Consider the following 13,610-nt stretch of genomic DNA (forward strand, 5'->3'; position numbering starts at 1 on the left):
CCGTCCATCCATCTGGAGGCCCCCGTGAGATCCTACAAAGCCGTCCTGACCGTGGCGGCGACCGTCCTGGCGAGCGCCGCCGTCGCGCTCCCCGTCACGACCGCCGCGCCCGCCCAGGCGTCGCCGCCCACCCCCGGCCCGATCGTCAACATGTGGAACTGGAACTGGAACTCGGTCGCCCGGGAGTGCACCGGCGTGCTCGGCCCCGCCGGGTACGCGGCCGTCCAGGTCTCCCCGCCCAGCGACTCGATGAGCAAGGGCGGCTCCGTCTGGTGGGACGTCTACCAGCCCGCCCGCTACACGCTCAACAGCAAGTTCGGCGACGAGAACGCGTTCAGGAACATGGTGAACGCCTGCCACTCCGCGGGCGTCAAGGTCCACGCCGACGTGGTCGTCAACCACATGACCGGCCAGGGCAGCAGAAGCTACGGCGGCTACGACTTCGGCAAGTACGACTACCCCGGGCTGTACTCCTCCGCCGACTTCCACTCCCCCGCCTGCACGATCAACGACTCCGACTACGTGAACGACGCCTGGCGGGTGCAGAACTGCGAGCTGGTCGGCCTGTCCGACCTCAACACCGGCTCCGACCACGTCCGCGACCAGATCGCCGGCTACCTCAACAGGCTGACCGACCTCGGCGTGGACGGCTTCCGCGTCGACGCCGCCAAGCACATCAGCCCCGGCGACCTGTCGGCGATCAGGTCGAAGCTGAAGGGCTCGCCCTACCTCCACCACGAGGTCATCGAGGGCCCGAACGAGGCGGTCAAGCCGAGCCACTACACCGGGGTCGGCGACGTGCACGAGTTCGTGTACGGCCGCAAGCTGAAGGAGCAGTTCACCGGCCAGATCAAGTGGCTTTCGACCTTCGGGCAGAGCTGGGGCCTGTCGGTGCCGAGCGACAAGGCAGTGGTCTTCGTCGACAACCACGACACCGAGCGCAACGGCTCCACCCTCAACTACAAGTACGGCGACGCCTACAAGCTGGCCAACGTCTTCATGCTGGCCTGGCCGTACGGCACGCCGAGCGTCTACTCCGGTTTCACCTGGGGTGACAAGGAGGCCGGTCCCCCGTCGGCGAACGGCGGGTTCGTCACCGACGCCGACTGCGGGAACGGCCGGTGGACCTGCTTCCACCGGCAGATGAGCGGCATGGTCGGCTTCAACCGGGCCGTCGCGGGCACCTCCGTCGGCAACTGGTACGACAACGGCAACAACGTGATCGCCTTCAGCCGCGGCGGCAAGGGCTGGGTCGCGATCAACAACGAGGGCGGCTCCGTCACCCGGACCTTCAGCACCGGCCTGCCCGCCGGCACCTACGCCAACGACGTGGGCGGCGGCTCGGTGACGGTCGCGGCGAACGGCACCGCCACGGTGACCGTACCGGCGAGGGGCGCGGTCGCCGTCCACATCGGCGGCCCCCGGCCCACCCCCACGGACTCCCCCTCGCCGGACACGGTCGCCGCCACCTTCGCGGTGAACGCCACGACCTACTGGGGGCAGAACGTCTTCGTCGTGGGCGACGTGCCCGAGCTCGGGAGCTGGAACCCGGCGAACGCGGTGGCGCTGTCGTCGGCGGCCTACCCCGTCTGGCGGGGCACGGTCGGCCTGCCCGCCGGGCGGACGATCTTCTACAAGTACATCAAGAAGAACCCCGACGGGTCGGTGACCTGGGAGAGCGACCCCGACCGCTCCTTCACCACCCCCGCAGGCGGCACCGCGACGCGCAGCGACACCTGGCGCTGACCTCCCCCGGGTGACGGCCCGGTGACCCACCGCCCCGGGCGCCGGACGTGGATGCCGGGCTGACGTGTCGTGGGGAGCCGCCGGCTCGGAAAAATTTTTCCGGGCCGGCGGTTCCGTTTCCCGCCCGCCTCGACCTGCCCCTGAGCGACCTTCACGGGGGACGCGCGGCGCGGTACGAACGGATCAATTCCGGCGATCGTGGTTATCTTCCGGATCACGTGGTACGTCACTGCTGCAACACGTCAAAGAGGGACAAAGGAGGGGAAAAAGTATGATTACCCACGACCAGCTTCAGACTGTCCTTAACCAGCCTGTTTACGACAACAATGGCGAAAAGGTCGGCAAGGTCGAGCATGTCTACGTCGACGACGCCACCGGCCGGCCCGCCTGGCTCTGCGTGCGGACCGGGCTGTTCGGTATGAACGAGACCTTCGTCCCGGTCCAGACGGCCAACGTGGTGGGCGACCGCATCGAGGTGGCCCTCGACAAGGACCGCATCAAGGACGCCCCCAACATCGACGTCGAGTCCGGCGGCCACATGTCCGCCGAGGAGGAGCGCGAGCTCTACCGCTACTACGACATCGACTGGGAGGGCTCCTGGCAGGAGGCCAACCGGACCGGCGAGACCGGCGAGGCGGGCTGGGCGCACACCGGCGGCCTGCGGGAGCGCGAGCGCATGGGCCGCACCGCCGGCCTGGACGGCGAGCGCGGGATCCACACCGGCGGCGTGGACCACGACGGCCTCGGCCGCACCGGCGTCCCGGGCCGGGACGCCACCGGTCGCACCGGCGGCCTGCGGGAGCACGGGCGGACGGACCACGCCGGCATGGGCCGCACCGGCCACACCGGCCACACCGGCGACGACGCGATGACCCGCTCGGAGGAGCGGCTGGACGTCGGCACCGAGAGCCACGAGGCGGGTCGGGCCCGGCTGCGCAAGTACGTGGTCACCGACCAGGAGCAGGTCACCGTACCGGTCACCCGCGAGGAGGTCCGCGTCGAGCGCGAGCCGATCACCGACTCCAACATCGACGACGCCCTCGGCGGTCCGGAGATCACCGAGTCCGAGCACGAGGTCATCCTGCGCGAGGAGCGGCCGACGGTCGAGAAGCGGACCGTCCCGGTCGAGCGGGTCCGCATGTCCAAGGACCGCGTCACCGACGAGGAGACCGTCTCCGAGGGCGTCCGCAAGGAGCGCATCGAGGCCGAGGGCGACGCCCGCGGCATCGGCCGCGACCGGACCCTCTGACCGGCCCACCGGCCGAACCCGGGCCCGTACGGCACCGCCGTACGGGCCCGCGCCGTTCCCGGCCCCGGCTTCCGCCCCCCGGCGTCCCCCGGGCGGGAGCCGCCGTCAGACCAGGCGCCAGACGTGGAAGGCCGGGCCGTCGGCGGGCAGGGTGACGGGTCTCCGGACCGCCGCGCGGTCACGGCCCGTCCATGTTCCGTCCGGCGTCGCGGTCACGACCGGCGGCGGCGAGCCGGGCGCGGTGGCCGCGCCCGGGTCAGGGCCGCTCGCGGACGAACATCCCGGTCCATCGGCAGGCGACCGCGATGGGTTCGAGCAACGTGCGGCCGAGCGGGGTCAGCGCGTACTCGACTCGCGGCGGATGCTCGTCGTAGGCGGTGCGGGCGATCAGACCGTCGCGCGCCATCGCGCGCAGCGACTCGGTGAGCACCTTGGGCGTGATGCCGAGCAGGACGGCCTCCAGCTCGGAGAACCTCCGCGGGGCGTCCGCCAGGCAGACCACGATCTTCGCCGTCCACTTGCCGCCGATCCTGATCGGCGGCGGGATCGGCGCGCACCCGGCGAACATGCCGGGATCCAGCTGCTGCGTCACGTCCCTATCGTTGCAGTAAGGGACACCCCGCGGGCTACCGTCCCGGCATGGACGTCGATGTGATCGTTGTCGGGGCCGGCCCCACCGGCCTCATGCTCGCCGCCGAGCTCGGCCTGGCCGGGGTGTCCGCGGTCGTGGTGGAACGGCTCGCCGCGCGCGGCGGCCAGTCCAAGGCTCTCGGCCTGCAGCCGCGTACCGCCGAGGTGCTCGAACTGCGCGGCCTGCTCGGCCCGCTCCTGGACCGGGCGGTCCAGCTGGTGCCCGGCGGCCACTTCGCCGGGCTGCGGCTGGACTTCGGCGCCTGGGACACCCCGCACCCCCACATGGTCGGCGTCCCGCAGGCGCGGGTCGAGGCGCTGCTTGAGGCCAGGGCCGCGGAGCTGGGGGTCAGGGTGCTGCGCGGGCACGAGCTGACCGCGCTCGCGCAGGACGATGACGGCGTCACCGCCACCGCCGGTCCGGTACGGCTGCGCGGCCGCCATCTCGTGGGCTGCGACGGCGGGCGGAGCGCGGTGCGGGAGCTGCTGGGGATCCCCTTCCCCGGCCTGGACGGGCGGTTGCGCATGGCGGTGGCGGACATCACCCTCACCGGACCCGCTCCCACCTCGTGGAGCCTGCCGGTCATGACCCCCTCCGCCGCTGGGAAGGGCTACCTGGCGCCGCTCGGCGACGGCGTGCACCGCTTCCTCTTCTACGGCCCCGAGCAGCAGGACCTCCCCCGGGACGCGCCGGTCACCCCCGAGGAGGTGAGCAGGGCGCTGGCCGTCTCGTTCGGGCCGGGGGTGCGGCTCACCGGGATCCGGTGGGCCTCCCGCTTCACCGACGCCTCACGGCAGGTCACGCGGTACCGGCACGGCCGGGTGCTGCTCGCCGGGGACGCCGCGCACATCCACTCGCCGATGGGCGGGCAGGGGCTCAACCTCGGCCTGCAGGACGCCTTCAACCTGGGCTGGAAGCTGGCCGCGGAGGTCGGCGGCCGGGCCGCCGACGGATTGCTCGACACCTACCACGCCGAGCGGCACCCGGTGGCGGCGCGGGTGCTGGCCAACACCCGCGCCCAGGCCGTGCTGCTGGTGCCGGACGAGGAGAACCTCGCCCTGCGCGGCATCATCGAGGAGCTGCTGCGGGTGCCGGAGGCCAACAAGGTCGTCGCCGGCATGATCTCCGGGCTGGACATCCGCTACCCCCTGCCGGGGGAGCCGCATCCGCTGCTCGGGCGGCCGCTGCCCGGCCTCGAACTGCGCGACGGCCGTGCCGTGCTCCTCACCGCCACGAACCGGCTGCGCGCCGCCGCGGCCCCCTGGTCGGCCCGGGTGAACCACACGCCGACCACCCGTGATCTCGGCGCCGAGGCGGTGCTGGTGCGCCCCGACGGCTACGTCTGCTGGACGGGGTCGGACGCCGGGTCCCTGACCGGCGCCCTGTCCCGGTGGGTGGGTCGCCCGTGACGCTCGGGCCGCGGCGCGCCGTACGGCCGGAGCAGGATGAACGGGGTCGGCGGGGCGGGGCGGGGCCGGGTGGACGGGGTCGGCGGGCGGGGTGGGCGGGAAACGCAAAGGCGGGGATCGGGGCGGGTAAAACCCGGGCCACGTCCGCCGCATTCCGAACTCATTTGTCATGGTTTGGGCATATTCGTTACGGAGCAGGGCGGACTACGCCGATCAGGGGGTGGCGGCCGTGTCAGATGACCTGTTCACCGAACCGGACGACATGTTCCAAGACCGGCGGGAGGCCGGCCGGGTCCTCGCGCGCCTCCTGGAGCACTACCGCGGCAGACCCGACGTCGTCGTGCTGGGGCTGCCGCGCGGCGGCGTCCCGGTGGCGTACGAGATCGCCACGGCCCTCGGCGCCCCGCTGGACGTTTTCCTGGTGCGCAAGCTGGGCGTCCCGGGCCGCGAGGAGCTCGCCATGGGCGCCATCGCCAGCGGCGGCGCCATCGTGCTCAACGAGGACATCATCGGGCGGCTGGGGATCTCGCAGTGGGCCATCCGGGCCGCGGCCGACCGGGAGGGTCAGGAGCTGATCCGGCGGGAGGAGACGTACCGGCAGGGGCGGCCCGCGCTGGACCTCGACGGCAAGACCGTCATCGTCGTGGACGACGGCCTGGCCACGGGGGCGAGCATGCGCGCCGCCCTCCAGGCGCTCCGCCGTCACCGGCCGTCCCGGACCGTCGTCGCCGTCCCGACCGCGCCCGAGTCGGCCTACCGCGACTTCGCCCGCCTGACCGACGAACTGGTGTGCGCCGTCACGCCCCCGTACTTCTTCGCCGTCGGGCAGTCCTACCGGGACTTCACCCAGACGACGGACGAGGAGGTGCGGAGCCTCCTGCGCTCGGCGATCCGGTCCCGGCCGGCGACGGCCAGCTAGTCCGCGCCGGCGGAAGTCCGCGGGCGCGGCGCCTTGCAGGGTGGAGGGGGTGCATCGTGAACGCCGTCCGGATGAACCTTGAACGCCTGGAGATCCCGGCCGCCGACGTCGTGCTGGAGGCCGACGTCGCGGTGCCGCACCCGGCGCACGGCATGGTGCTGTTCGCGCACGGCAGCGGCAGCAGCCGCCACAGCCCGCGCAACCGCTACGTGGCGGGCGAACTGCAAAGAGCCGGTCTGGCGACGGTCCTCGCCGACCTCCTCACGCCGCAGGAGGAGCGGATCGACCTGGGAACCGGCGAGTTCCGCTTCGACATCGGGCGGCTCGCCGTACGGCTGGCCGGCCTGACCGGCTGGCTGGCCCGGCACCAGCCCACCGCCGGCCTCGATATCGGCCTCTTCGGCGCCAGCACGGGCGCGGCCGCCGCGCTCGTCGCCGCCGCCGCACGGCCCGCGGTGAAGGCGGTCGTCTCCCGCGGCGGGCGGCCGGACCTGGCCGGCGACGCGCTGCGGTCGGTCCGCCAGCCCACCCTGCTCATCGTCGGGGAGCGCGACCCCATCGTCGCCAGACTCAACCAGGAGGCGATGGAGCTGCTGCCGGGCGAGACACGGCTGGAGATCGTGCCGGGGGCCACGCACCTGTTCGAGGAGCCCGGCGCGCTGGAGCAGGTGGCCTCCCTGGCCCGGGAGTGGTTCCTGCGCCACCTGCCGCGGGAGCGGAGCTCGCAGGACGACGCGCCGGAGTGACCGTGCGCGGTCCGGGGTCCGCGCCGGAAGCACCGGGCCGCCCAGGGGCCGCGTCCTGCGGTCGTGCCCGGGGCGGCGGTTGAGAGCGCCGGAACCCGCGTGGATGCCAAGATCCGACAGTCCGCCGTAATTCATCACTCTCTGTCAGTGATTAGTAACTTAAAGTGATCGAAATAGCGGTTGGTTCTGCACTCGCGCGGCTATGAGAGGTGGTGACGAATTGGTCGTTGACTACGGGGGGACCCACGATGACGAACTTCGACCAGATCAAGGGCAAGGCCAGGGAGAACGCCGGTGAGGCGGTGAACGACGACGAGATGGCCGAGCGGGGCCGCGCGGAGCACGCCAAGGGCAAGGCCAAGGAGGCCGCCGGCAAGGCCAAGGACAAGGCCAAGAAGGCCGCGGACGACGCGCGCGGCAGGTTCGCCGAATAGTCCGGGCCTTCCTGCGACCGCGGTTTCCGATCATCGGCGCCGCGGGCGGCGATGAACGCCGCCCGCGGCGCCCGCGCGTCACGGCGGCCGCGGGCCGGGCGTCCGGCGCCTCCGAGGCTTCCCGGCCTCACGGCCTCACGGCTTCCCGATCCCGCGGCTTCGCGGCTCCGGGAGCTCCGCGATCACCCCCGCGCCGGGCGTCCGGAAAGTTAAGGCGGGTGACCCTGGGCGTTCAGCTCGGGCACCCCTGAACGGCCACCCTCGTGGCTAGGTTCGGCGAGCACCCCGATTCAAGGGCGTTCGTCCCGTGTCACGAGGAGTCACCTTGCGAGTCCTGGCCGTTGTGCCCGCCCGTGGCGGTTCCGTGGGCGTGCCGCTGAAGAACCTGGCCGCGGTGGGCGGCACCCCGCTGGTCGCCCGCGCGGTGCGGGCCTGCGCGCGGGCCGAGCTGATCGACGAGGTCGTGGTCAGCACCGACCACGCGGAGATCGCCCGGGTGGCCCGCGAGTCCGGGGCGGAGGTGGTCGAGCGGCCGGAGGAGCTGAGCGGGGCCACCGCCTCCAGCGAGTCGGCGGTTCTGCACGTGCTCGACCGGCTTCCCGAGAGCCCGGAGGTGGTCGTGCTGGTCCAGTGCACCAGCGCGTTCATCGACCCGGCCGACCTCGACGCCGCCGTCACCAGGATCCTGGACGGCGGCGCGGACGTGGTGTTCTCCGGCGTGGAGACGCACGAGTTCCTGTGGGACGCCGCCGGCGCGGGCGTCAACCACGACCCGTCCTTCCGCCCGCGCCGGCAGGACCGCGAGCCGCACTTCCGCGAGACCGGCGCGTTCTACGCGATGCGCGCCGACGGCCTGCGCGAGCACGGACACCGCTTCTTCGGCCGGGTCGCCGTGCAGCCCGTGCCGTCGCGGCACGCCGTCGAGGTCGACTCCCCCGAGGACCTGGAGATCGTCCGGGCGCTGGCGCCGTTCGTGGACCGGCCCGAACCCCTCGACGTGGACGCCGTGATCACCGACTTCGACGGCGTGCACACCGACGACCGCGCCTACGTCGACCAGGACGGCCGCGAGATGGTCGCGGTCAGCCGCTCCGACGGCATGGGGGTGGCGCTGCTGCGCGGATCCGGCGTCAAGCTGCTGATCATGTCCACCGAGCGGAACCCGGTGGTCACCGCCCGCGCCCGCAAGCTCGACGTGCCGGTCCTGCAGGGGCTGACCGACAAGCGGACCGTGCTGCGCGACTGGCTGGCCATCGAGGGACTGGACCCGGCCCGCGTCGCCTACGTCGGCAACGACGTCAACGACCTGGGCCCGATGAGCGAGGTCGGCTGGCCCGTCACCGTGCCCGACGCCCACCCCCGGGTCCGCGCCGCAGCCCGGGTGGTGCTCACCAGGCCCGGCGGGGCGGGGGCCGTACGGGAACTGTGCGACCGGATCCTCGCCGCACGCCCGGAAACCGGGGCGGCGCCCGCATCCGTGCCCGTTCCCCGCGCCGAACCGAGGGTGGCCCCGGCCACCAGGCCGGTGCGGATCGGCGACACGCCGGTCGGCGCGGGCCTGCCGGTCTACGTGATCGGCGAGATCGGGATCAACCACAACGGCGACCTCGACATCGCGCGCAGGCTCATCGACGTGGCGGCCGAGGCGGGCTGCCAGGCCGTCAAGTTCCAGAAGCGCACCCCGGAGATCTGCGTGCCGCCGGAGCAGCGCGACCAGATCCGGCAGACGCCGTGGGGCGAGATGACCTACCTGGAGTACAAGCTCAGGACCGAGTTCGGCCGGGACGAGTACACCGCGATCGCCGAGCACTGCCGCGAGCGGGGCGTCCACTGGTTCGCCTCGCCGTGGGACGTGCCGTCGGTGGAGTTCCTGGAGTCCATGGACGTGGTCACGCACAAGGTCGCCTCGGCGAGCGTGACGGATCTGGAGCTGCTGCGCGCCCTCGCCGCCACCGGCAAGCCGATCATCCTGTCCACCGGCATGTCCACGCTGGAGGAGATCGACCGGGCGGTGGAGATCCTCGGCACCTCCAGGCTCGTGCTGATGCACGCCACATCCACCTACCCCCTCCCCCCGGAGGAGGCCAACCTCCGCACGATCCACACCCTCCAGGAGCGGTACGGCGTGCCGGTCGGCTACTCCGGCCACGAGCGCGGCCTGCAGATCTCCCTCGCCGCGGTGACCCTCGGGGCGGTGGCCGTGGAACGGCACATCACACTCGACCGCACGATGTGGGGCTCCGACCACGCCGCCTCGCTGGAACCCGCCGGACTGGAGCACCTGGTCCGCGACATCCGCGTCATCGAGAGCGCACTGGGCGACGGCGTCAAGCGGATCTTCCCCGGCGAGGAGGGGCCGAAGGCCCGCCTGCGGCGCGTCACTGTGTAGATGGCGACGCTGCGCGTCGCGGCTCGGGGGCTCAAACCCGGCGCCTTCCCTCGTCACTCCGTCGCTCCGCTCCTCCGCTCCTCAGTCCAGACACCGGCGCCCCCTCGCGGGTGGGTGTGATCTTGAAAGGGAACCTTGATCAGGTTGTCGGTTGTCGTGCCGGTGCGGGACGTCGAGACGTACGTGGCCGACGCGCTGGCGTCCCTCGCACGGAACGCGCGGCGGGACTTCGAGTTCATCGTGGTGGACGACGGTTCGGTGGACCGGACCGGGCAGATCATCGAGGACTTCCGCGACGAGCTGCCCGGGCTGGTCGTGCTGCGCAACGAGACGCCCGTGGGGCTGGCCGACGCCCGCAACCAGGGGGTGTCGCTGGCCTCCGGCCGTTATCTGACCTTCATGGACGGTGACGACTGGCTCGCCCCGGGCTATCTGGCCGATCTGGTGGCGGCGATCGAGCAGCTCGGCTGCGACTTCGTCCGGGTGGACCACGTTCAGGCCGAGGGGCGTCGGAGGGTGATCCACCGGGCTCCGCCCGCCGTTCGCGGGGTGGTGCTGAAGCCGCGCGAGCACATCCTGCCCCTGTCGTCGCGGACCATGGTGGACTATCCCTACGCCTGGGCCGGGATCTATCGCCGTGACCTGGGCGGGCTGCTGACCTTCCCCGGTCATCTGCACACCGCCGAGGACCGGCCGTGGATCTGGCGGCTGCACCGGCGGGCCGCGTCCTTCGCGGTGGTGTCGCTGGCCGGGGTCTTCTACCGCCGGATGGTGGCGGGTTCACTGACCCAGGTCGGGGATGCCCGGCAGCTGCACTTCTTCGACGCGTTCGACCTGGTCTTCGCCGACCTGGAGAGGGACGCGGAGGAGGAGTTCGCCGCCAAGGCCGCCCGTACCTTCTGCGCGCTGCTGGTCCACCATCTGGAGCTGGGCGACCGCTTCTCGCCGGAGCTGCGCGCCCGCTTCGAGGCGCGCGGCGCCCAGGCCCTGCGGCGGCTGCCCGCCGGCCTGCTGGCCGAGGCCGGGAGCCTGGGACCGGAGCGCGACGCGGTCCTGCGGAAGCTGCTGGAGGAGCGATGACACGGCTGTTCTACGCCTCGACGCTGTTCGGGGCGATGACGCTGGCGGCCGCGATCGACGACGGCCGTTTCGGGCCGCGCGATGACCGGCGGATCCTGCTGGTCTCCAACAACGCCGCCGTCCCGGAGGTCACGCCGCCGCTGGACGAGGCTCCGGGGTTCGCCCCGCTGCGCCCGCGCTTCGACGAGGTCCACTCGTGGAACGAGATCGTGGCCCCGATGCACCCGTCGGACTGGAAGGCGCGCGTCATCGAGGTCCCGATGCTGAGCCGCCTGCTGGCCGCGCGGCTCTCCCTCGGTGACGACCTGTGCGAGCTGGTCCTGGAGTCCGTCGCTGTGCCGCCCGCCCGGACCGTCGCCACGCTGGTCAGGGACTGCCCGATCACCGTGTACTCCGACGGCCTGATGAGCTACGGCCCCACCCGCGACCCCCTGCCGCTGGAGATCTCCGGGCGGATCACCCGGCTGCTCCACCTCGACCTGGTGCCGGGCCTGGCCCCGCTGCTGCTGTCGGAGTACGGCGTGCCCGCCGACGTCCTTCCGGACCGGGCGTTCCTGGACGTGGTGGAGTCGGTGACCTCGGCGGTGGCCCCGGCGGCGGGAGCTCTGGACATGTCCGGGGCTCCGGAGGGCCGGGCGATGATCCTGGGTCAGTACCTGTCGGCGCTCGACATCGTCACGGCCGACGAGGAGGCGGGGCTGCACGCGGACATGCTGCGCGGCGTGGCCGCCCGGGGGTTCGGCACCGTCCTGTTCAAGCCTCACCCGGCAGCCGGGCGCCGGCATGCCCTCCGGCTGCGGGAGACGGCAGCGGAGGTGGGTGTCAGGCTTGAGGTCGCCGCGGAGAGCGTCCCCGCCGAGTCGTACTTCGCGGCCCTGCGGCCCGGGCTGGTCGTCGGCTGCTTCTCCACCGCGCTGGTCACCGCGAGGAACCACTACGGCCTGCCGGTGGCGGCGATGGGGGGTGAGCAGGTTCTGGAGCGGCTCTCGCCGTACGAGAACAGCAACCGGATCCCGGTGACGATCACCGACGCCCTGCTGCCCCGGCTGGCGGCCGACGGATCGGTGAGCGAGCCGCCGCCGGTGGACCTGCCCGCCCTGGTCCGCGCGGTCGGCTACTGCATGCGCGCCGGGGCCCATCCCGGCCTGCGCGAGGCCGCGTCCGCCCACCTGGACGCGCACGGCCCCGATCGTTATTTCAAGCGCCAGAGGCTGTCCGCCCTGGAACTGCTTCCGGCCCCGGACCGTACGGGGTCAGGGACCCTCGGCCGTCTCTGGCGGCGTCTGTCACAGACACTCCCGTAAAACCAAAAGATTCAGACATATATGCCTCTTGACCTGGGAATATTGCCCTTCAGTCGTTTTGAATGCGGTTCGGGAACCGCGCTGAGAGGGCGATCGAGAGGTAGGGGGATGACGCTGCGGGCGCGCAGCACCGTGATCGCGGCGCTACTGACCACGGTGGTCGTCGTGCTGGGCTGGCTGGGGCTGCTCGCCGTTCTCCAGCGGTTGGAGAACGGCGAGGCGCGCGATCACATCACGTCGCTGGCGCGGCAGAACGCGGCGATCGTCCGGGAGGACAGCACACCCACCCTGGTGACCGCCGAGGACGGCGGGGTCGTCCAGCTGGTGATCGGCGGGAGGGTGGTCGACACCGCGCCCGAGTCGGCCGACCGGCGGCCTCTCACGACGGCCCGCCCGGCCCCGGGAGAATCGAACTGGGACGGAACCGTCACCTGGAACGGGCAGCGGATGATCACCGTGGGCTACGCCGTCCCCGGCGGGATGGTCTACGCCGCGCAGCCGGAGCCCGGCCTGTTCTTCGACCCGCGACGGGCGGCGCTGATCGGCGCGGCCGGGCTGGTTTGCGTGGGTCTGGTCTCCCTGGCCACCTGGCTGACCATGTCCAGGGCGCTCGCCTCGATCGAGGGCATCCGCGCGGAACTGCGTGAGATCACCGCCACCGACCTGGGCCGGCGGGTGCCGGAGCCACGGCATCCGGAGGAGTTCAGGAGGCTGGCGGAGACTGTCAACGCCACGCTGGGGCGGCTGGAGGAGGCCGTCGGCCGGCAGCGGCGGTTCGCCGCCGACGCCTCCCACGAGCTGCGCAGCCCGGTCACGGCCCTGCGGACCCAGCTCGACCTGGCGATGTCCGATCCCGAACCGGACACCGACGCGACGCTCGAGGGGCTGGACCGCGCGATCGACCGGCTCCAACTGCTGGTGGACGACCTGCTGGCGGTGATCCGGCTGGACGCCACCGCACCGGCCGACAACGAGCGGATCGACCTGGGCGAGCTGGTCCGCGCCGAGCTGGACCGCCGCCCCGACGAGATCACCCGCGACCTGACGGCGGGCGCGCTGGTCGAGGGCGACCGGCTGCAGCTGACCCGGGTGCTGACCAACCTGGTGGACAACGCGCTGCGGCACGCCGAGCACGAGGTGCAGGTCAAGGTGCGCCCTGACGCCGACTCGGGGCACGCGGTGCTGGAGGTCGTCGACGATGGCGGCGGCATCCCGGAGGCCGACCGGGAGCGGGTGTTCCAGCGGTTCGTCCGGCTGAAGGAGGGCCGCGAACGCGACGCGAGCGGCAGCGGACTGGGCCTGCCGATCGCCCGGGAGATCGCTGAGGGCCACGGCGGCAGCCTGAACGTCGCCGACTGCGAACACGGCACCCGGTTCGTCCTACGACTCCCCCTACTGGCAGAAGACTCCGGCCCGACCGAGGAGCCCCACGAGGGGCGCCGATGCCTGGACTGAGGAAAGCCGCGAGGGGGCACCGGTGTCTGGACCGAGGAGAGAGCGAGCGCAGCGAGCGAACGACGAGGGAAGACACCGGGCAAGAGCCCCCGAGCCGCGACACGCAGTGTCGCCATGAACACAGCGAGGGGGCACCGGTGTCTGGACTGAGGAGAGAGCGAGCGCAGCGAGCGAACGACGAGGGAAGACACCGGGCAAGAGCCCCCGAGCCGCGACACGCAGTGTCGCCATGAACACAGCGAGGGGGC

At 72.3% G+C, this 13,610-nt stretch carries 11 protein-coding genes; 10 read left to right on the plus strand and 1 reads right to left on the minus strand.

The genetic code is table 11. The annotated features are described in order from the left end of the window. Nucleotides 1–24: 24 nt before the first annotated feature. A complete protein-coding gene (locus IEZ10_RS22020; RefSeq protein WP_229811507.1) occupies nucleotides 25–1,746 on the plus strand; it encodes a carbohydrate-binding module family 20 domain-containing protein in 1,722 nt (573 codons plus the stop codon). Between the two features lie 271 nt (nucleotides 1,747–2,017). Further along, a complete protein-coding gene (locus tag IEZ10_RS22025; protein WP_189248387.1) occupies nucleotides 2,018–2,995 on the plus strand; it encodes a DUF2382 domain-containing protein in 978 nt (325 codons plus the stop codon). A 256-nt stretch (nucleotides 2,996–3,251) separates the two neighbouring features. Here the strand turns inward: IEZ10_RS22025 and IEZ10_RS22030 are convergent, their stop codons facing one another. After that, nucleotides 3,252–3,587, minus strand: a complete 336-nt coding sequence (locus tag IEZ10_RS22030) for a winged helix-turn-helix transcriptional regulator (RefSeq protein ID WP_229811508.1) — start codon at nucleotides 3,585–3,587, stop codon at nucleotides 3,252–3,254. A gap of 47 nt (nucleotides 3,588–3,634) precedes the next feature. On the opposite strand from IEZ10_RS22030, the gene IEZ10_RS22035 reads away from it, so the two are divergent. The 8 genes from IEZ10_RS22035 (at nucleotide 3,635) to IEZ10_RS22070 (ending at nucleotide 13,362) form a co-directional block, all read left to right on the plus strand. Then, nucleotides 3,635–5,035, plus strand: coding sequence for an FAD-dependent monooxygenase (locus IEZ10_RS22035; protein WP_189248388.1), 1,401 nt, complete (start codon nucleotides 3,635–3,637; stop codon nucleotides 5,033–5,035). A gap of 229 nt (nucleotides 5,036–5,264) precedes the next feature. Beyond that, entirely contained in the window at nucleotides 5,265–5,954 is a 690-nt protein-coding gene (locus IEZ10_RS22040) for a phosphoribosyltransferase (RefSeq protein WP_229811509.1), read from the plus strand. 71 nt (nucleotides 5,955–6,025) lie between these two features. Further along, nucleotides 6,026–6,700 (plus strand): dienelactone hydrolase family protein, encoded by a 675-nt coding sequence (locus IEZ10_RS22045; protein WP_189248389.1) that lies wholly within the window; start codon nucleotides 6,026–6,028, stop codon nucleotides 6,698–6,700. A 248-nt stretch (nucleotides 6,701–6,948) separates the two neighbouring features. Next, the gene (locus IEZ10_RS22050; RefSeq protein ID WP_189248390.1) at nucleotides 6,949–7,134 is read left to right on the plus strand and encodes a CsbD family protein; all 186 of its coding nucleotides are present in this window, start codon (nucleotides 6,949–6,951) and stop codon (nucleotides 7,132–7,134) included. A 325-nt stretch (nucleotides 7,135–7,459) separates the two neighbouring features. After that, a complete protein-coding gene (locus tag IEZ10_RS22055) occupies nucleotides 7,460–9,523 on the plus strand; it encodes an N-acetylneuraminate synthase family protein (RefSeq protein WP_189248391.1) in 2,064 nt (687 codons plus the stop codon). A 144-nt stretch (nucleotides 9,524–9,667) separates the two neighbouring features. Beyond that, nucleotides 9,668–10,603, plus strand: a complete 936-nt coding sequence (locus IEZ10_RS40005; protein ID WP_268246346.1) for a glycosyltransferase family 2 protein — start codon at nucleotides 9,668–9,670, stop codon at nucleotides 10,601–10,603. Beyond that, a complete protein-coding gene (locus IEZ10_RS22065) occupies nucleotides 10,600–11,907 on the plus strand; it encodes a polysialyltransferase family glycosyltransferase (RefSeq protein WP_189248393.1) in 1,308 nt (435 codons plus the stop codon). The genes IEZ10_RS40005 and IEZ10_RS22065 overlap by 4 nt, the downstream gene beginning before the upstream one ends. A gap of 108 nt (nucleotides 11,908–12,015) precedes the next feature. Next, complete coding sequence (locus tag IEZ10_RS22070; RefSeq protein ID WP_189248394.1) at nucleotides 12,016–13,362, plus strand: sensor histidine kinase; 1,347 nt, start codon at nucleotides 12,016–12,018, stop codon at nucleotides 13,360–13,362. Nucleotides 13,363–13,610: the final 248 nt, after the last annotated feature.

The sequence above is a fragment of the Streptosporangium pseudovulgare genome, assembly GCF_014648055.1.
GTDB lineage: Bacteria > Actinomycetota > Actinomycetes > Streptosporangiales > Streptosporangiaceae > Streptosporangium > Streptosporangium pseudovulgare.